This window comes from Thalassospira sp. TSL5-1 (assembly GCF_001907695.1).
Taxonomy (GTDB): Bacteria; Pseudomonadota; Alphaproteobacteria; order Rhodospirillales; family Thalassospiraceae; genus Thalassospira.
This window is the reverse complement of sequence record NZ_KV880638.1, coordinates 56,385-75,162: the sequence shown is the minus strand read 5'-3', so window position 1 is coordinate 75,162 and position 18,778 is coordinate 56,385. Positions and strand designations below refer to the sequence as shown.

At 54.5% G+C, this 18,778-nt stretch carries 18 protein-coding genes; 5 read left to right on the top strand and 13 right to left on the bottom strand.

Features of this window, described 5'->3' with window-relative positions; genetic code table 11:
• Positions 1-173: 173 nt before the first annotated feature.
• The 6 genes from cobM to LF95_RS09790 are packed head-to-tail and all read right to left on the bottom strand — an operon-like array spanning position 174 to position 6,689.
• Positions 174-944 carry a precorrin-4 C(11)-methyltransferase gene (gene cobM, locus LF95_RS09815; RefSeq protein WP_073955002.1) on the bottom strand — a complete coding sequence of 257 codons (771 nt, stop codon included), beginning with the start codon at positions 942-944 and terminating at the stop codon, positions 174-176.
• 3 nt (positions 945-947) lie between these two features.
• Positions 948-2,876, bottom strand: coding sequence for a precorrin-3B C(17)-methyltransferase (gene cobJ, locus LF95_RS09810; RefSeq protein ID WP_371440819.1), 1,929 nt, complete (start codon positions 2,874-2,876; stop codon positions 948-950).
• Positions 2,873-3,610 (bottom strand): precorrin-2 C(20)-methyltransferase, encoded by a 738-nt coding sequence (cobI, locus tag LF95_RS09805; protein ID WP_073955000.1) that lies wholly within the window; start codon positions 3,608-3,610, stop codon positions 2,873-2,875. Before cobI ends, cobJ begins: the two co-directional genes overlap by 4 nt.
• Positions 3,607-4,887 (bottom strand): bifunctional cobalt-precorrin-7 (C(5))-methyltransferase/cobalt-precorrin-6B (C(15))-methyltransferase, encoded by a 1,281-nt coding sequence (locus LF95_RS09800; protein WP_073954999.1) that lies wholly within the window; start codon positions 4,885-4,887, stop codon positions 3,607-3,609. Before LF95_RS09800 ends, cobI begins: the two co-directional genes overlap by 4 nt.
• A 3-nt stretch (positions 4,888-4,890) precedes the next feature.
• Positions 4,891-5,577 carry a precorrin-8X methylmutase gene (locus LF95_RS09795; RefSeq protein ID WP_073954998.1) on the bottom strand — a complete coding sequence of 229 codons (687 nt, stop codon included), beginning with the start codon at positions 5,575-5,577 and terminating at the stop codon, positions 4,891-4,893.
• A gap of 32 nt (positions 5,578-5,609) precedes the next feature.
• The gene (locus tag LF95_RS09790) at positions 5,610-6,689 is read right to left on the bottom strand and encodes a sirohydrochlorin chelatase (protein ID WP_073954997.1); all 1,080 of its coding nucleotides are present in this window, start codon (positions 6,687-6,689) and stop codon (positions 5,610-5,612) included.
• A 215-nt stretch (positions 6,690-6,904) separates the two neighbouring features.
• On the opposite strand from LF95_RS09790, the gene cbiB reads away from it, so the two are divergent.
• Positions 6,905-7,969, top strand: coding sequence for an adenosylcobinamide-phosphate synthase CbiB (cbiB, locus tag LF95_RS09785; protein ID WP_252509722.1), 1,065 nt, complete (start codon positions 6,905-6,907; stop codon positions 7,967-7,969).
• A 25-nt stretch (positions 7,970-7,994) separates the two neighbouring features.
• A complete protein-coding gene (locus tag LF95_RS09780) occupies positions 7,995-8,633 on the top strand; it encodes a nucleotidyltransferase family protein (RefSeq protein ID WP_252509721.1) in 639 nt (212 codons plus the stop codon).
• 22 nt (positions 8,634-8,655) lie between these two features.
• On the opposite strand, the gene rfaE1 is transcribed toward LF95_RS09780, so the two are convergent.
• Together rfaE1 and LF95_RS09770 are read right to left on the bottom strand one after the other, a co-directional pair.
• Entirely contained in the window at positions 8,656-10,128 is a 1,473-nt protein-coding gene (gene rfaE1, locus LF95_RS09775) for a D-glycero-beta-D-manno-heptose-7-phosphate kinase (protein WP_073954996.1), read from the bottom strand.
• A 61-nt stretch (positions 10,129-10,189) separates the two neighbouring features.
• Positions 10,190-10,771 carry a D-sedoheptulose 7-phosphate isomerase gene (locus tag LF95_RS09770; protein WP_073954995.1) on the bottom strand — a complete coding sequence of 194 codons (582 nt, stop codon included), beginning with the start codon at positions 10,769-10,771 and terminating at the stop codon, positions 10,190-10,192.
• 353 nt (positions 10,772-11,124) lie between these two features.
• Between LF95_RS09770 and LF95_RS09765 the strand changes: the two genes are divergently transcribed.
• Entirely contained in the window at positions 11,125-12,360 is a 1,236-nt protein-coding gene (locus tag LF95_RS09765) for an EAL domain-containing protein (RefSeq protein WP_073954994.1), read from the top strand.
• 276 nt (positions 12,361-12,636) lie between these two features.
• Here the strand turns inward: LF95_RS09765 and LF95_RS09760 are convergent, their stop codons facing one another.
• The 4 genes from LF95_RS09760 to cobT form a co-directional block, all read right to left on the bottom strand.
• The gene (locus LF95_RS09760) at positions 12,637-13,110 is read right to left on the bottom strand and encodes a hypothetical protein (RefSeq protein WP_143182003.1); all 474 of its coding nucleotides are present in this window, start codon (positions 13,108-13,110) and stop codon (positions 12,637-12,639) included.
• Complete coding sequence (locus LF95_RS22775; RefSeq protein WP_143182002.1) at positions 13,092-13,616, bottom strand: hypothetical protein; 525 nt, start codon at positions 13,614-13,616, stop codon at positions 13,092-13,094. Before LF95_RS22775 ends, LF95_RS09760 begins: the two co-directional genes overlap by 19 nt.
• 98 nt (positions 13,617-13,714) lie before the next feature.
• Positions 13,715-14,743, bottom strand: coding sequence for a DUF4123 domain-containing protein (locus tag LF95_RS09750; protein WP_073954991.1), 1,029 nt, complete (start codon positions 14,741-14,743; stop codon positions 13,715-13,717).
• A 400-nt stretch (positions 14,744-15,143) separates the two neighbouring features.
• Entirely contained in the window at positions 15,144-16,178 is a 1,035-nt protein-coding gene (cobT, locus tag LF95_RS09740; protein WP_073954989.1) for a nicotinate-nucleotide--dimethylbenzimidazole phosphoribosyltransferase, read from the bottom strand.
• Between the two features lie 116 nt (positions 16,179-16,294).
• Here cobT and cobS point away from each other — a divergent pair, with 116 nt between their 5' ends.
• Together cobS and LF95_RS09730 are read left to right on the top strand one after the other, a co-directional pair.
• Positions 16,295-17,203 (top strand): adenosylcobinamide-GDP ribazoletransferase, encoded by a 909-nt coding sequence (gene cobS, locus LF95_RS09735; RefSeq protein ID WP_168173690.1) that lies wholly within the window; start codon positions 16,295-16,297, stop codon positions 17,201-17,203.
• Positions 17,200-17,880: a histidine phosphatase family protein gene (locus LF95_RS09730; protein WP_252509720.1), complete on the top strand. Its 681-nt coding sequence runs from the start codon at positions 17,200-17,202 to the stop codon at positions 17,878-17,880. Before cobS ends, LF95_RS09730 begins: the two co-directional genes overlap by 4 nt.
• A gap of 87 nt (positions 17,881-17,967) precedes the next feature.
• Here the strand turns inward: LF95_RS09730 and LF95_RS09725 are convergent, their stop codons facing one another.
• Complete coding sequence (locus LF95_RS09725; protein WP_073954987.1) at positions 17,968-18,639, bottom strand: hypothetical protein; 672 nt, start codon at positions 18,637-18,639, stop codon at positions 17,968-17,970.
• Positions 18,640-18,778: the final 139 nt, after the last annotated feature.

Below are 18,778 nucleotides of genomic sequence, written 5' to 3'. Positions count from 1 at the left end.
GCGCCATTCCCTTTCTGTCCGGGTCTTTTTTGACCTTCGTATAGATTAAAGGCAGCGGATCAGGCCGGGGTCAAGGTTGTTCAGATAAAAAATGAATGTTTTTTATGCGCTTTATGACGATGATGAAAAAATATGCTGCAACTGCGAAAGAACTGGGCAAAAACCTATGGTTATCAGGATGTCGCGGGCTTTTTTGGTCGCAGAACATGGTGATGATCGGCGGCGTAAAGCCGGGAATCGGTAAAATCGCGGCGGCCAAAAACCTCGCCCACCATGATCAGGGCGGTGCGGGTAATGCCGCTGCCTTTGACCTTGGTGCGGATGTCGCCCAGCGTTCCGTAAAGGTAACGGGCATCGGGCCAGGTGGCGCGATAGGCAATCACAACCGGGCAATCTTCGCCGTAATGCGGGATCAGGTCGCGCACCACATTTGCCAGATTGTTAATTGACAAATGAACCGCCAGTGTCGCGCGTGACTGGCCCAGTTCCGCCAGACTTTCCCCATCAGGCATGGAGGACGACCGCATCGCGGTCCGGGTCAGGATGACGGTTTGCGAAATATCGGGCAATGTCAGCTCCGCCCCGATTTCGGCAGCCACGGCGGCATAGGCCGAAACCCCCGGCGTGATGTCATAGGGAATATCAAGTTCTTCAAGACGGCGGATCTGTTCGGCAATCGCCCCGTAAATGGACGGGTCGCCGGAATGTACCCGTGCCACATCCTGTCCGGCATCGTGCGCGGTTTTTATCTCGGCGATGATTTCATCCAGGTTCATCGGTGCGGTATCAATCACGCGGGCATCGGCTGGCGCGCTGTTGACGATTTCCTCGGGCACCAGCGAGCCTGCATAAAGACAGACCGGGCATTTTTCGATCAGGCGTAAACCGCGGACCGTGATCAGGTCGGGGGCGCCGGGACCGGCACCAATGAAATGAACCGTCATGTATTAGTCTTTCTTTGTCGTCGTGCTTTGGGCGGAATGGCTGCTATGGACAGGGGCCTTGGCGGCGTCGGCGCCCTTTTTGGCATAGCCACGCGGGGTATAAACCCATTCGCCCATGCCCCGGGAGATATGTTTGCTGTTGCTGGACCCGACCAGAACGGTGGTTAGCATATCGACCATATCGACCTCAAGTTTCGATAACGGAACGACCGTTATTTCCTGGTCCGGTCGGCCCAGTTGGCGGCCCAGCACCACCGGCGTATCGGCAGGGCGATTATCGAGCAGCATGTCGCGCGCGGTTGCCAGCAAATCGCGGCGGCGTTTGGAAACCGGGTTATAAAAGGCAATGACAAAATCGCCTGCCGCTGCGGCGGCGATCCGGCGTAAAATATCCTCGCGCGGGGTGAGCAGGTCGGACAGGGAGATGGCACAAAAATCGTGGCCCAAGGGTGCGCCAATACGTGCGGCTGCGGCTTGCAGGGCGGAAATCCCCGGCGATACCTGAATGGCAACACGGTTCCAGGCGGCTTTGTCTTCGCGGTCCAGCAATTCAAATACCAGGGTTGCCAGGGCATAAATTCCGGCATCGCCCGACCCGATCAGGGCCACATCGCGCCCCTCGGCGGCCAGTTCCAGGGCATGGCGGGCGCGGGCTTCTTCAGCGCCCAGATCGGAATGATGCAGTTTTTTGCCGGTGATCAAATCCCCCAGCAGGTCCAGATACATCTGATAGCCGACAATATCGCTTGCCTGCGCGATCAGGGTGCTGGCCTCCGGGCTGCGCCAGCTTGCCTGGCCCGGGCCAATACCCACAATTGATAAACGCCCCTGCCCGCGCCCGGTGGTTTGCGGGGGAATGTCGCGCGGGGACTGGCCAATGGCGCAGGTGGCCCGTTTTGATTTCTGTTTCGCAACGATCAGGGTGCCGTCGCTGCCAACACTGGCAAGGGCCGCCCCCTCGGCAACGCCGTGGCAGCCGGTTTCGGCAAAAACAATGTCGGATGGCGTTTGCAGGCGCGGGGCCTGTTCTTCCAGTTCTTCGGCGGTAAAAAAGCGGGCGGGAACACCCAAATGCCGGGCCAGTGTATGAACGGCGGGTTCATCGGCCTTCAGGTCAATCGAGGTGACACAGGCAACCGCCCTGGCACTTAACCCGGCATCGGCCAGGGTTTTTTCGGCAAGGTCAATCAGTTCGGCGGGGTCGCAATTGCGTTCACAGCCGACACCCAGCGCCAGAACGGGCGGATGGAATGTGACCGGGGCGAGGTCACCAGCCTGATCGGCGAGAAAGCCGGTTTCGACGCGTGCCGTAACATGCAGGGCAACGGTGCCGTTTTCATCCTGGGGGATGGCGCTGTTGGTCAGCCAGGCGGCCGACCCGGCATCAATGGTGATTTTGGCACTGGCCCCGGCCAAAAGGGCGGCGGTGGCCGGTTTGACAGCGGCCTTGTCGGCCAGTTTCCAGCCTGCCGGGGGTTCATCGAGCGCCAGGCCCAGGGCGGCATCGCCCGGTGTGGTAATGGCAGCACGGGCACCCAGCTTTTCGGCCAGGTCGCGGGCCAGTTTGTTACCCCCGTGATGCCCGCCCAGCAGCGGAATAAAGGTTTCACCGGCTTCATCCACGGCAATCACGGCGGCATCCTGCCATTTACCGGCCAAAAGCGGGGCCAGGGCACGAATAAGAATACCGCTGGCACAAACTCCGATAATCACGTTGTCGGCGGCAAAGGTTTGTTGCAGATGTGCAATGGTATCGTCAAAGGCCACATCCACCTCGCGGGTGGAAACCCTGGTGCGCAACCCGTGCAGGCTGGCCCCTTGCAGGGTGGCTGTAATGCGCTTTGCCGTGGGCAGGGCGCGCTGGGTGAGGCAAATCACCGCGATGGGGGCAATCGGGTCGGTTGGCAGGGGGGATGTTGTGGGGCTGGTCATTTCCATGCGTCTCCGCGACGGTGGATCAGGATCATTGAAAAATACGGTGCGGTGGCATCATCGGGCAAGTCGCCCAGTGGCACCATTTTTTGGCTATCCAGGGTGGCGCGCTCGATATAGCGTGCCCGGTCGGTCAGGCCCAGTTCGGCAATTACCTGGCGGACCTTGGCAAAATGACGGCCCAGTTTGATGATGGCGGCCGCATCGGTATCGGCCAGTTGTGCTTTCAGGCGGTCGGCAGGCAAGGGGCCGGGAATAACCTGTAAAATATCGTTTTTCGCGGCAAGCGGGGCGCCAAGCTCGGCGGCACAGGCCATCATGGAGCTGACGCCGGGAATGCTTTGTACCGGGAAACCGGCCTCGGCCAGGCGGCCAAACAGATACATGAAGCTGCCATAAAAAAACGGGTCGCCTTCGCACAATACCGCGACTGTGCGCCCGGCGCGCAAATGTTCGCCAATTTCCAGGGCGGCGGCATCATAAATGCTATCGGCCGGAGGCCCCATTGGAATGCGAATGGCAATTTCGATGCGGTTTTCGGGCATATGCGGGGCGACAATTTGCCGCGCCAGGCTGGCACCGTCTTCCAGTGCGGGATAGGCAATCACATCCGCTTCCTGCAAAATCTTGTAAGCCTTTAACGTGATCAGGTCGGCTTCGCCCGGGCCAATGCCCAGCCCATAGGCGGCACCCTTTTGGGTGACAGGGGCCGAATTGCCTGCAGTCGTGGTCATGATTTAACTCCGACATAATGTGTGACCGGGGCAAGGCTGTGCCAGCCGGTAAAGCTGCCGCGCGGGGCCAGCCGGGAGACAGTGAGGCGCGACAGGGTGCCGCCGATTTTATTATAAAATCGAAACAGTTCCTGTTCGCCTTCCAGTGTAACGGTATTTGCCACCAGCCGACCATGCACGGGCAACAGGTCCCAGCATTTTTCCATCAGTTCGGGCGTGGTAATGCCCCCGCCAATAAAAATGGCATCGGGGATGGGGAAGTGGCCCGGTTCGGCGTTGTTTTTCACTGTTGCGGCTTCCAGAGCCTGTAAAATGCTGGTGTGATGCAAGATCAAATCAGGCGTGCCCAGGCGGGTGGCGTTTTTGCGGATCATATCGCAGCGATTGCCATCCTGTTCAATGGCAACGGCCTGGCCGCCCAGGCGCATCCATTCAATGGAAATGCTGCCGCACCCTGCCCCCAAATCCCACAATAGCGCCCCTTTCCAAACCCCCAGTGATGCCAGCGTTTGGGCGCGAATGTCCGATTTCGTGATCATGCCATCATGGATAAAGGCATCATCGGGCAGACCGGGACCAAGCGGCAGGATGCTGGCCTTTTGATCGGCGACCAGATCGATCAGAATCACATTTAGCGGGTCAATCACGCTGCCATCCAGGCGGGTTAAGGCATCATGCTGCCATTCGCGGGCAGTTTGGGTGGTGATTTTTTCATGCTCCCCGCCCAGCCTTTCGCACACCGTCAGCTTGCTGTCGCCATAGCCTGCCTCATACAGCATCACCGCGACCAGTGCTGGTGTGCTGCCATCATGCGACAGGGCAATGATCCGGCCCCGCGGGCGTAAATGCGCCCGCAAGTTTTCTGGCTTGCGGCCATGAAGCGTGATCACATCGCATTCCGCCAGCGCCCAGCCGGTGCGGGCACAGGCGAGGCTGATGGAGGATGGTGCCGGGAAAACGGATATATTTTCGGGTCCGAAATGACCGATCAGCGTGTTGCCAACCCCAAAAAACATCGGGTCGCCACTGGCGAGAATCACAGGGTTTTGGCCCTGATATTTGGCAATTTCGGCCATATTATCATGAAACGGGCTGATCCAGGCTTTTTGCTGCCCGGCAATATCACCCGGCAGCATGGCAAGGTGGCGTTTGCCGCCAAAAATGACCTTGGCCTGTTTAATTTCGCCTGCTGCGGCCGGAGAAAGACCTGCAAAGCCATCCTCGCCAATGCCAATAACGGTTATTTTGCCATGTGGTGTGGTGTTGTTGGCGGGCATGGGTCAGCCTTCCGTCTTGGTCGGGGACGGGGATGTTCCATCGGCATGTTCAGCCGGTTTGGCAATACGGGCCAGGGCGTTTACTGTGGCGGCGGTGACGGCACTGCCGCCAAAACGCCCGCGCAGGGTGGCAAAGGGAATACCGGCTTTGCTTGCGTGCTCGATCAATGCTTCCTTGCTTTCGCTAGCCCCGACAAAGCCGACCGGCATGCCAATGATCAGGGCCGGTTTGGGCAAATGGCCGTTTAAAACCGCATCAAGCAGATGAAAAAGGGCTGTTGGCGCATTGCCAATGGCAACAATCGCTCCGTCAATATCGTTGGTCCAGGTTTCAATTGCCGCAGCCGACCGGGTGGTGCCGATCATGGCGGCCAGGGCAGGAATGTTGTCGTCATTCAACCGGCAAATCACCGCATTATCGGCGGGAAGAAGGCGGGAAATAATGCCGTTTTTTACCATTTCCGCATCGGTTAAAACCGGCTTTCCCGCCAACAGGGCCTTTGTTGCCACCCCGGTAACATCGCCGCCAAAGGTGATATTTTCGGCCATTTCGACCATGCCACAGGCATGAATGATGCGTATGGCAACGGGCCGCAATTCGCTGGAAAAACGGGCGAGGTCGGCTTCGGCTTCGATGGTGGCAAAGCTTTGCCGGTATATGGCCTGCGGATCGCGCAGATAGTTAAACATAACCCCGCCCTTCGCGCCTGGTTCCGGCGTTGTTATTTGTCGGTTTTTTCCGTCGTGCCGTGCGGCGCGTGGTTGTGGTCATGACCGTGATCGTGGGAATGCCCGTGATCATGAGAATGTCCGTGGTCATGGCTGTGACCGTGACTGTGACCGTGGGAGTGCCCATGACTATGGCCGTGGGAATGTCCGTGAGAATGACCATGTCCGTGGTCATGGGAATGCCCGTGCCCATCGGTGCCAATGCCCATCACATGATGATGGTGCCCGACCTGGGGGGTGGCAACATCGCCTTCATAGCCAATGATCTGCTCGCGATATTTGCACAGCTGGCAGTTCATATTGTTGTCGCCGGTATCAATTTCAGCCAGGCGTTCGGCAAAGCTTTCCAGCACCAGCGGATGATCGGCCAGGTACGATGCCTTGATGAATTCCACATCGGGGAATTCGGCGGTAACTTCGTCGGTATGGCTATAAATCCGGTCGATCAGAATGCCGACAAACAGGAAATAGGGGAAAACGACAACCCGTTTATAACCCAGCTTCATGGCTTCGCGCAGGCCCGCATTGACCCGCGGATGTGCCACGCCGGAATAGCTGACTTCAACCCGGCCAAAGCCCATGCCTTCCTGAAGCATGCGGGCTACCTTATAAACATTGGAATTGGCATCGGGGTCGTTGGTGCCACGTCCCACCACCATTAGCAGGGTGTCTTTGCGTTCAATGCTGTCATCGGCGGTTGCCAGGGCTTCTTCGATACGGTCGGCACTCGCGCGCAGCAATTTGGGGTCAATCGCCAGGTCGCGGCCAAATTTTACCGTAATATCTGGGTTTTCCCGGTCAAAATTATTGACCTCGCTGGGCAGGTCATTTTTGACATGGCCTGCGGCAAACAACATGCCTGGCAGCGCGTAAATCTTTTTGTGACCACGGGCTTTCAGTTTTTCAAAACCATCGCGCAAAATGGGATGGGCAAATTCCAGAAAACCGCTTTCAACATCGTAATCGGCGAAGTGGGTCTGTTTCATTTGTTCAACCATGTTGTTGAACTGTGAAACCGCACGGTCATCGCGGGAACCATGACCGCAGATCATGATGGCACCTTTGGGGGACATAAAGGCTGCTCCTTTTTCTCTCTCTCGCCAATGCGGTCTGAACCTGCCCGGATGGACATGGTGCCGCCAGATGTTCCCCCCGTTTTCCCTGATTGAACAGCCGATTGCAAGCAGCAGCTTTGGGAATTGTACTTTTGATCGTGCAGGCCCGTTACAGGATATCGGCTAAGTTATGAAAAATATTGAAAAATTATGATAACGGTTAAGGGGATGATTTGAAAAGTCATATTGACGCGATCTTGGAAGCGCCGCATCTTGCCGCGATGGAACAGACGATTTTCGATTTTTTGCTGCCGATACCGGGCATTTATGGCTATGGCGTTGCCGTGATTATTCTGGGTTTGGCCCTGGATGCGGTTGCGGGCGATATGCCGTGGCTGTTTTCGCGCATTCCCCATCCGGTTGTCTGGATCGGGCGGTTGATTTCTTTTTTTGAAAAACGTCTGAACCGCCCGGAACGCAGCGATGGCGACCGTTTGCTGCGTGGTGTTTTAACCGTACTGATTGTCCTTGTGGTGGCCGGTGCGGTGGGTGGTTTCATTCAGTTCTGGGCGCTTCAGGCGCCAAGCGGCATTGTTGCCGAAATTTTCCTTCTGGGTGTGCTGATTGCCCAAAAGGGCCTTTATCAGCATGTGCAGGTTGTGGCCGATTGCCTGGAACAGGATGGCCTTGCCGCCGGGCGACAGGCAGTTTCCATGATTGTCGGGCGCGACCCGGCCAGCCTGGACCATGCTGGGGTCAGCCGGGCGGCGATTGAAAGCTGTTCGGAGAATTTTTCCGACGGTGTTGTCGCCCCGCTTTTCTGGTTTGCGGTTGGCGGGCCGATCGGCCTGTGCCTGTATAAGGCGATCAATACCCTGGATTCCATGATTGGTCATCGCAACCGGCGTTATCTTTATTTCGGGCGCTTTGCCGCAAGGCTGGATGATGTTGCCAATTTTATGCCCGCCCGGCTGGCGGGCGGGCTGGTGTGCCTGGCGGTGGTAATTTCGCTGGGCTTTACCGCCGGGCGGCGGGCCTGGGCCACCATGTGGCGCGATGCGCGCAAACATAAATCCCCCAATGCCGGGTGGCAGGAGGCGGCAATGGCAGGCGGGCTGGATTTATCCCTGGCCGGTCCGCGCCACTATGGCAGCGAAATTGTCCAGGACCCGTATATTGGTGATGGCCGCCGTGCCGCAACACCCGACGATATCCGGGCGGCTTTGCGGGTTTTTGTTCTGGCCTGTCTTTTAAATGGTTTGTGGCCGGTTTTGATCTGGATGGCCGTGAATCGTTAACCAAAAGGCGTTGGATGCCCCTGCGATGAAACCCGGTTCATATGACATTATGATCAGCCCTGAAAATGCAGCGACGGACAGCGATGCGCGCGTTTTCGTGTCGATGGTGCGCCAGAACCCTCATATTTCCGTGATTTTAAACCGAATGGCGTCCTTTGGTCTGATGGATTGGTGGTTAACTGCCGGATGTCTGGCCCAAACCATCTGGAACCTTCAGGCCGGATATGATGCCACGGCCCATATTGATGATTACGACCTGTTTTATTTCGATGCCGATACAGGATTTGAGGCCGAAGACAGCGTGATCCAACAGGTTGCAGCCCTTTTTGATGATGTGCCGGTACGGGTGGAAATTCGCAATCAGGCACGCGTCCCCATATGGTATGAACCGAAATTCGGTTTTGCTTATGGGGATGTTTACCGTGCCAGCGATGGTATTGACCGCTTTGCCTATCAAACCACCGCGATTGGATTGCGCCAGTGCCCGACGGGGGATTACGAAATTTACGCGCCCTTTGGGCTGGAAAAGGTGCTTTTGGGCCGGGTTGTGCCCAACACGGTTTTGCCAGTTGCCGCCGTTTATCGTCAAAAAACGGAACGCTGGCGTAAAATCTGGCCGCATCTGACCATCCAGCCCTGGCCGGAATCCTCATCCGATTTTTGATTTGAAATCGAAATAATATAGGTCAGTCGGGCTTTTTGTTCATCCGCGCAATGGTCGAGGTGGTTGAAAAGCCATCGGCCAACTGGGCCAGAAATACCTTGCCGCCATACCCTTGCACAATATCGGCCCCGACCACGGTTTCGATGGTGTAATCAGCACCTTTGACCAGAACATCGGGCTTCAGCGCGGAAATAACTTCGATGGGGGTATCTTCATCGAAAATCACCACGCCGCTGACGGTTTCAAGCGAGCCGAGCACGGCTGCACGGGCAGCTTCGGACTGCACCGGGCGGGTTTCACCCTTCAGCCGTTTGACCGAGGCATCGGAATTAAGGCCGATCACCAGCCGGTCGCATTGCGAACGGGCCTGTTGTAACAGGCTGATATGTCCGGGATGCAGCAGATCAAAGCAGCCATTGGTAAAGCCAACCGTGTATCCCTTGCGCCGCCAGCGTTCAACACGGTCCACCATGCGGTCCAGCTTCATCAGTTTTGCTTCGCCAATCATCAGGTCATGATGATGCAGAAGTGTGATCAGTTCGTCAGGATAGACAACGGCGGTACCGATTTTACCCACAACAATACCTGCGGCGACATTGGCAATGCGGGCGGCATCGGTAATGGTGCTGCCTGCGGCGATGCTGGCGGCAAGGCAGGCCACCACCGTATCGCCCGCACCCGATACGTCATAGACTTCGCGCGCTTCGGTGGGCAGGTGGATGGCTTCCCCACTGGCAGGAACCAGCGTCATGCCATCCTGGCTGCGGGTCAGCAGCACATTTTCAATACCGCAATTTTCAATAATGTGGCGGGCGGCGCGAATGGCGTCCTCGTCATTATTCACGGCAATGCCGGTGGCGGCTTCGGCCTCCGCCCGGTTGGGGGTGACCAGGGTTGCCCCGCGATACCGGCTGTAATCATTGCCTTTCGGGTCAACAATCACGGTTTTTCCCGCCGCACGGGCGGCATCAATCGTCGCGCGGATCAAATGGCTGTCCACCAGCCCCTTGCCGTAATCGGACAGGACCACGGCATTGACATCCGGGGTTAGCTGCGCGGCAAGGTCGCCGACATGGGTCAGTGTGGTGTCGGCAGGCGGGGATGTGGTTTCGTTATCAGACCGCAACAATTGCTGCCCGCCTGCGATAAAGCGGGTTTTGATGGTGGTGGGGCGATTACGTTCGATCTGGATATAGGGTTCAACCAGCTTGTCACCGGCGACATATTCCATCACTTCGCGCCCGGGCAAATCGTCGCCCACCATCGAAAGGAACTTGACCGATGCGCCCAGCGCCGTTGCATTGCGTACCACATTTCCCGCCCCGCCCAGCATGGCACTTTCGCGCTGAACACGAATAACGGGAATGGGGGCTTCGGGGGAGATACGCGTGACCGACCCATAAACAAACCGATCAAGCATAACATCGCCAATACACAGGATTTTGGCATTTCCCAGCTCTTCAACCAGACGGGCAAGATGGCTTAGATCGGTCATGGGGGTACTTCCGGTATCGGTTATCGTCTTTAATCAGGATTTAGTATCGCACTGGGCTTGTTTAATCGCGAAGACCCAAACGGTATTCCAGCATGCCGACCAGCATCTGGCCCAGCATGATGTGCATTTCCTGAATGCGGGCCGTGGTCTGGCTGGGAACGATCATGATAGGGTCACACAGGGCCGCCATATCGCCGCCCGAACGCCCGGTCCAGCCGGTGGCAACCAGACCCATTTCACGGGCCTTTTTCAGGGCAAGGTTAACATTGTTGCTGTTGCCCGATGTGGAAATGCCAATGGCGATGTCGCCGGGTTTACCCAGGGCTTCGACCTGGCGTTCAAACAAATGATCAAAGCCGAAATCATTGCCAATCGCGGTCAGGGCCGAACTGTCGGTGGTCAGGGCAATTGCTGGCAATGCCCGGCGATTATGGACATAGCGCACGGTAAATTCGGTTGCGATATGCTGCGCATCCCCTGCCGATCCGCCATTGCCGAAAAACAGCAGCTTGTTACCGGCATTCAGGGCATTTTCACACAGGTCTACCAGTTTGATAAACGGGTCACGCGTGGCTTTGCGCGTTTTGTTGACCAGGTCCAAATGCTCGTCAAATTCGGCATCAAAGAATGTGTTAATGTCCATTTCCGGCTCATATCTTGAAATTGCAGGTGGCAGCCCTTGCGCGAGACGAGGTCCCGGCCTTGTCTGGTCGCGATCCGGTTTTACCCCTGTCAGGATAAAAGATCACGATCGCGGCGAAACTAGCACTTTGGTTTCACTGTGGCTATTGCTTATCAAGTCGTGAAGAAGCCCCGCGACAAATAGATTCTTGCCGGTAAGCCTTCCTATCTTTGAGGCTGCGTTCGTACCGCCGATGAGATTAAGAAAATATTCGACAATTTTGCGGGGATAGATACATATGCTGTTAACGATAAAGATTTAAACTGTTTCGGATCCCGTACTTTCGGATCAAATGCACAAACAACCGGGTTCACATGTCTGATAATTCACTCCCCTCTCCCGAGGCGTTTCTGGTTGATTATGTCCGGCGTCTGGAGCGTCGGCGGCAGGGTGTGGGTGCTGTCCATGTGCATATTTCCAAGTTGCAGAATTATAATCGCCGGGAACACCATATTCGCACCTGCCTGACCGCGTTTGAGGAACTGGTGCCTGTGGTGGTGGGGCGTCTGTTTGTCCTGACCAATCAGGACATTATTTTTATTTTTGAACAAAAATACGTTGATGAAGTCAACGCGGCCCTTTTTCGTTTGAAATTTCTGTTTAATGATGACCCGCTGCTGGCGGAAGGGGTGGCCCCCGACGGGGCACCAGCCAGCTTTACCGACTTTTTTGATGTCGATAAGCAATATAAGGACTTTCTGCATTTAACCCAGCGGCTGGTGCGCAGTAACGCCACGCGGGAAAAAGTCGTGAGCGAGGCTGCCAAGCGCCACAATGACGCGCCGGACCAAAATCAGGATGGCGCACCTTTAACACCGAAAATTCTGGGCCGGATCGACGAGGCCCTGCGCCGTGCCGATCTTTCCAATTTGATGCGTCGACAGGCGATTTGTGCAGTGGTGGGCGGGGCGCAGCCAACTCCGGTTTTCCATGAATTGTTCATTTCGATCCGCGATTTGCAGCACACCTTGCTGCCCGACATCAATGTGACGTCCAATCGCTGGCTGTTTCAGCATCTCACGGAAATTCTTGACCGCCGGATGCTGGCCCTGCTGTCGCGCACCAACGATACCAGTGTTTCCGGTTCGGTCAGCATCAACCTTAATGTATCGACCCTGCTATCGCCCGAATTTCTGACCTTTGACAGCAATGTCAAGGCTGGGCAGCGCGGAACCATTGTGCTGGAACTGCAAAAAATCGATATTTTTGCCGATCTGGGGCAGTTTTTCTTTGCGCGTGATTTTTGCCGCGATCGGGGCTATCGCATTAGTATTGATGGTATTAGCCATCTTTCCCTGCCGTATATCAATCGCAACAAGCTGGGCCTGGATACGATCAAGTTGATGTGGGCACCCGAGATGAAGGATCTGCCTGATGAAAAGGTGGATGAAATTCGCGAGGCGATCAAGGTGGCAGGCGACACAAGGGTGATCATGTGCCGCTGCGATGACCAAAACGCCATTGATTTTGGTCATTCTGTCAATATCACCATGTTTCAGGGCCGCTATGTTGAGCATTTGCTCAACGAATATGCCCGGGCAAAAAAGTAACGGCTGATGCGCCGCGCAGGCTGCGGCTTGGTTCCTGCTTGAACTTGTCCGTGAAGATGGATCGCCAGGTCTGGTCTTGATCACTCACCGCTATGCTCCGAGGGAGCTTTATGAAGGGGTGGGTAAATAACACCAATTGCCTTGATCAACTTTTTAATGACGGGTTAAAACAAGGGTTGGTCGCATGAGATGTGACCATATTGGTCGGTAAAACAAGTCGGTTTCTCTTTGTATTGGGGCATTGCAGGCGTGCTGAAATCTGTGATGGCCTGCTGGTTAATGGGAAATATCTGTGTTTATTGGAATAATGCGACCTACATTGTGATGACCATCAATATCGAATTCAAGATCGCTACCATTGAAATATCCGGTAGACAGTATTTCCGATTCTGACGGTGGGTCATAATAGTATACCTTACCATCAACGGACATTTCTCTGTCCGATACGAAGATACCCATTCCTTTAAACTCTGCTACACCTGAGAAACTGTCATAAGCTTCCAGCCAATATGCCGGAAGCCGTTTTCCATTATCTAAAAGAAAATCTTTACGTTCAAGTACAATAAAATATCCTCCATCTGCACCGCCACGGAAAACCGCATTTTCTGGAACATTTTCGGGCCTTTGAACAGTCATGGGTTCAAACCTTTTTTCAGCCGTGTTAATTACATAAACAAAAAGTGACAGGGCAGTGACCACACCTATGATGATAACAATAAGAATCTTTTTTATCATTCTGAAATCTGCCATACAAATTCTTTGAACATGTCGCTTTCGGGGCTATATGTTATGTAGTTATCCCACGGCATCATATCCATCTCGTTTGGTGGAAAACTGTCCCATACAGGAATGGGGCCGAACCAAGAAAATCCCCCGGCAGCATTAACTTCATGGGCAAATGTAATGCAGCTATTTGATGAAAAATTGTAATTTTTGTCATTGTAATTTTCCGCAAAGGACACGGCTTTGTCATATCCAGCGCAAGTATGCGAAAAATTTCCATGCAATGGGGTATTCTTGCCCGCAGAATGCGTAATACTTTTTGCTAAATGATGGAGAGATGCAACTGTTGGCCAACCATCGTCATTGAGGACTAAGTTTGGCACTGGGCGAGTATTTACAACCCCGAATGAGTTACCCTCTCTATCACGAGCATAGCGCCCATATTCATAATATCTTGTTAATCCCGTTCCCCCCTCGACAAGAACAATACCTGCGTGACCTAAAGCAAGATTATAATGACCTTCTGTATCCACGCCAGAGCTTGGATGAGCTTCGGTCCCTCTCCGAGCTTCCAGGCCAATGTCATCTGGTCCAAATCCCAAGTCAATGGGATATACAGGCCATATACAAACTATTGAAAAATCATGTCTACAATTATTAAAAAGATTAATTGGGCGAAGCTCGATAAGTATTTTACAGCTTTGATTTTAGAGGACTCTCTTATAAGCTCTGAACTAACTATTTTGTCAGCTATAAAAGTTAAGCTGTCAGATTTCTCAATTTTCGCATAGTGGGTAACCGCTTCACTATTTCGAATACCAAGCATCCACAGACGTGGTATATCATGATATATGCTCTCAAAATCCATATTTTTATCTTCGTTCATAGCTGTTTTCGTGATCGCATATACGAATCCGGAGAAAGAAATATCAAGCCGTAGATTCGTTTCTTTATTTTTATAAACTGAACGCATGGCAAAGCATCTGCCGCCAGTAATCGAAATCATTATAACAGGCTGCAAGAGCTTGCAATATAGAGGGAATTTTTCTTCAAATATTGGATTATCAGCTATAAGGCGTACCGCTGCCACAAGCATAGACGGTTCCCAAAACATAAAATAATACCACTTACCCTCCATATCCTGCATCTTTGTGAATTTGCGGAAATGGCGGCGAACTTCTTTGAACTCGGCGCGAGACCGCACATACACCCCCAGTTCCTTTTCCCACAACCCGTTAATCTCTTTTGAGCCGGTCAGGAGCCTGGCGGTAAAGCTGTTATCCTCGGTTAGTTCCACCAGATAGGGTGAGTGCTCTTTCAATTTCTCGGCGGTTTCCCCTTGGAAAAGCGACTGTGCGGGGAGTCCGGAACTCTCGATAAATCCCGTTAGGATATAGGGCATTTTGGCCGCATCAAGAATGGCATAAGTCCGCATGGGGGGGACAGCCGCAGCACTACCGTAGTGGGCAATTTCTGCCTCCGTCGGGTCTGGCTGACCAAATAGCGTCTCATAGAGACTATCCGGCACCGTTTTGCGGGGATAGACGCCGAATTGCAAATCAAGCGGTTTTATATCCGCTATTTCTTCAATGATGAGATAATTTCCCTGTTTCGGTTTATTGTCGACATCCACGGCCAATATAGGGCCAAGCTCGACCACGTGGCCTGGATGCACAGCGCGAGCGAGTCTGCCGATTTTATGCGGGTTGCCGTGGCGCTACAGGTATTGGGACGTGGACAGGCATTCTTCTACCCACAGGATGTGATAGCCCTGCGGTTCGATCTGAGCGGTCAGACGCGCACGGAATGTATCGTAACTATTTGGCCCATACTGCGGCCTGACAATGATACTCTCTCTTACCCTCAATCTCACGAAGATGGCAATTTCCTATCCATGCTTCAAATCCACTCATGCAAAAGCCTCTTGAGCTACGCCCCAATAAAAAGGTTTCCCCTTTTCTGGGTAAGGTCATATGGGTACCTTTATATCGATATGTCCTATAATGCGTCCTCCCATACCTGACGATAAAAATACACTATTACATATCGGGGCTAAACAACTAATAGTTGTCGCGTTTGCTGACATGGGCGGTGTCAAATGTTGCCATATCGTTATGACAGGCGGCCGCAGCTCGCAAAAGCGGTAGTGTTAGAGCAGCACCTGACCCTTCGCCAAGGCGCATATTGAAATCCAGCAGCGGTTTTTTGCCCAGTTTTTCCACCAGGTTGCGATGCCCCGGTTCCGAGGAAAGATGCCCGACCAGGCAATGGTCCAGCGCATCCTGGCGGACATGATAGAGCGCGGCCGCCGCCGCACAGGAAACATAGCCATCCAGCACAACCGGCACACGTTGCAGACGTGCGGCCAATATGGCCCCGGCCATTGCGGCAATTTCGCGCCCGCCCACACAGCGCAAAACTTCCAGCCCATCGCGCATTTGATGGCGATGTAAAATCACCGCATCGCCCACCACCCGGGTTTTAAGCGCAAGGGTACTGTCATCAATGCCGGTGCCCCGGCCGGTCCAGTCTTCAGGGGTACCACCAAACAGTGCATGTGAAATGGCCGCAGCCGCGGTGGTATTGCCAATGCCCATTTCGCCAGGCACAAAAACATCCAGCCCCGTTTCAACAGCACTCATGCCAAAGGCCATTGCTTCAGCACAGTCTTCATCGAGCATGGCGGCTTCGCGGCTGAAATCATTGGTGGGAATTTCAAGGGCGACTTCCATCACCCGCAATTCGGCATCAACCGCCTTGCAAATCTGGTTAATCGCGGCCCCGCCATTGATGAAGTTTTCTACCATTTGCTGGTTCACACTGGCCGGAAAGGCCGAAACCCCCTGGTCGCAAACACCGTGGCTGCCGGCAAAAATGGTGACACGCGGGCGATTGGCGCGGGGGCGCGGGTTTCCCTGCCATTCCGCCAGCCACAGGCTGATTTCTTCCAGGCGTCCCAGCGACCCTTCGGGTTTGGTCAATTGTGGTTCGCGCGCGATGACGGCATCACGGGCGGTTTCATCGGCCTTTGGCAGGTCTGCCATCAGGGCGCGGATGTCATCCAGATTTTGCGGCGGGTGTTTGGGATCGAACATGAAAAACTCTCCGGGTGGCAGGAAACACCTGGGATAGGAATGGTGCTTGGCATTGTTGCGCACCATGATTAGTCTTCCCCCAGCCAAATTGCCAGTTTGAAAATCGGAAAATGCCGGTGTCATCAGATCAACCTTCTTCCTCTCGCCCGCATTCTGACCCGGCCGACCCGATCGGAATATCGGAGGATGCCGATGCGTCTGCGCCCTCTGCGGCGACAGTATCTGCCGATAGCGTAACCGATGCGGACATGACCATTATGGAACGCCTTGTGGCGGATTTTGGCCGTGCCCTAATGCTGCTGTCGCGCATTCCCTGGCCTGCCCGGCTTGATTTTCAGTCCCGGTTGATGGCCCGGTCAGTCTGGTGCTGGCCGCTGGTGGGAATTTTCCTGGCCGGGATTGCAATTATTCCTGCACAGGCGGTTTGGGCGCTGACGGGCAATGCCGGTCTGGCGGCGGTTTTTGCCCTGTTGGCCCTGGTGGGGTTGACCGGGGCGCTGCATGAAGATGGCCTGGCCGATTGCGCCGACGGTTTTGGTGGCGGCATGACGCGGGAACGCAAACTTGCCATTATGCGCGATAGCAGGATTGGCAGTTATGGCGTCGTCGCATTGGTTATTGCCTTTGCCGCGCGGTTTTTGGCGTTGGAACAGGCGATTGAGGGCGGCGTTTTCATGATGGTGATGCTTGTCATGGCGATGTTTTCGCGCCTTTCCATGCCCGTGATCATGCTCCTCCTTCCCCCAGCCCGGCAAGATGGTTTGGGGCATGGGGCCGGTCGCCCCGCCATTGTGCCTTTCATGATCGCGGCCCTGCTAAGTATTCTTCTAACTTTTCTGCTGGCCGGGCCGGTAATGATGCTGGTTTCCCTGCTGGCAATGGTACTGGCCTGCTGTGTTGTGGGTTTTATCGCCCGCTGGCAGATTGGCGGATACAGCGGGGATGTGTTGGGATGTTGCCAGATCGTAGCTGATGTTTTTGTTGCGATATCGTTATTATCTGTTTTGAGATGGGGGCTGGCGTGAGTCTTTTTGCTGTAACCCGCTGGTGGCTGGTGCGCCATGCCCCGGTTGATAACCCGGGTGGGGTGATTTATGGCCGAACGGACCTGCCCGCTGTTTTTGAGGATCAACCGGCATTGGCGTGGTTGGCTGCAAGCCTGCCCAAAGACCCGGTTTATATTGCCAGTCCGCTTTTGCGCAGTGTTGAAACCCTTCGACAGTTACACCGCCTGCGCCCCGTCCTATGCGATGAAGATGGTGCAGGCACGAGAGGGGCAAAAAACGCCCGTGAGAATATCGATGCAAATGCAATCGAGAGGGTGCCGGAACTGGCAGAACAGGATTTTGGCGATTGGGAAGGGCGTTTATGGTCCGATATCCCAGCCGATCAGGCCCGTTTGTTCTGGGATGATTTTGCCAATGCCGTGCCACCGGGCGGCGAAAGTTTTAGCCAGTTGGCCGACAGGGTTGTGACGGCATTTAACCGGTTAAACCAGTTGCATGCTGGTCGCGATATTGTCGCGGTTTTGCATGGGGGGCCCATACGGGCCATTCTCGCACATATTTTGGCGCTGGCACCGGGGGCGGCTCTGGCGTTTGATATTGCCCCGCTGGGCCTGACACGCATTGATTACCTTGACGCGCCTGAAAATCCCGGTTGGCGGATTGACGGGGTCAATCTACGCCGGTACCAGGGCTGAAATAACGGCTTTCATGTCTTCTTTTCGTGTCGTATCGCGCCTTTTCCTTGTCGGCACAGGATGTCGCCAAGGGTGAATCAGGAACGATCAGGCTGACTTGCGGCTGGGAATGGTTTCTTCATAGTTTGCAAATTCTGCAAAGAAGTGATCTAGCGTATCATGGGTGATGTCATGTTTGGTTGCCAGTTCGTCGAGATCACCAAGATAGGCTTTGTAGTAATCAAGCGGACGACTGCGGGCTTTACCGCGTAGCGGGGTGATTCGCGAAAAGTCTTTGGCAAATTCCGAGCTTTCGATTGCCGCCGAGATGGCGTCATCGATAATCGCGGCGGGGACATTGTTAAACTGTTTGCCGCAGGCCGAAAGCATTTTGCTGGCTGTCGGAATGGAAATACCCGGCTGCCCCAGCAAATGATTAAGCGATTTATCATCGAAATTGTCGCGGTCAAACAGCTGGACCAGGGCAGGCAGATCGCGCACCAGCAGCGATAGCGCATTGACGCGAATGCCGCGCGCATGCGTCCAGATGATGGCGGCAACCATCCCCATTTCGGGGTCGGCCTGATACAGGGCACGGACCTGCCGACGTCGCAAAATGACATCGTCACCCTCTGCATATTGTTCCAGAAAACTGGAAAAATGGGGCGCATCCGTCTGAAGCCGGTCAAGCAGTTTGGTCCACATATCACGACGTGATGACGTCTGCCAAACAACGCCTTCCTGGGTACGAATCTTTTTGACGTAATGTTCTATAGCCATTGGGACAAACAGTTCTGGTTTTATCTGGAATGATGGTTGGCGCGAATTGCTCGTGTCTTTAGTTCCCAGGTTTTTCCCGGTGTTACGATATCGGCAATGACATTCCGTTTGTTCTTGAACCAATGTTCCCTGAAAGAAT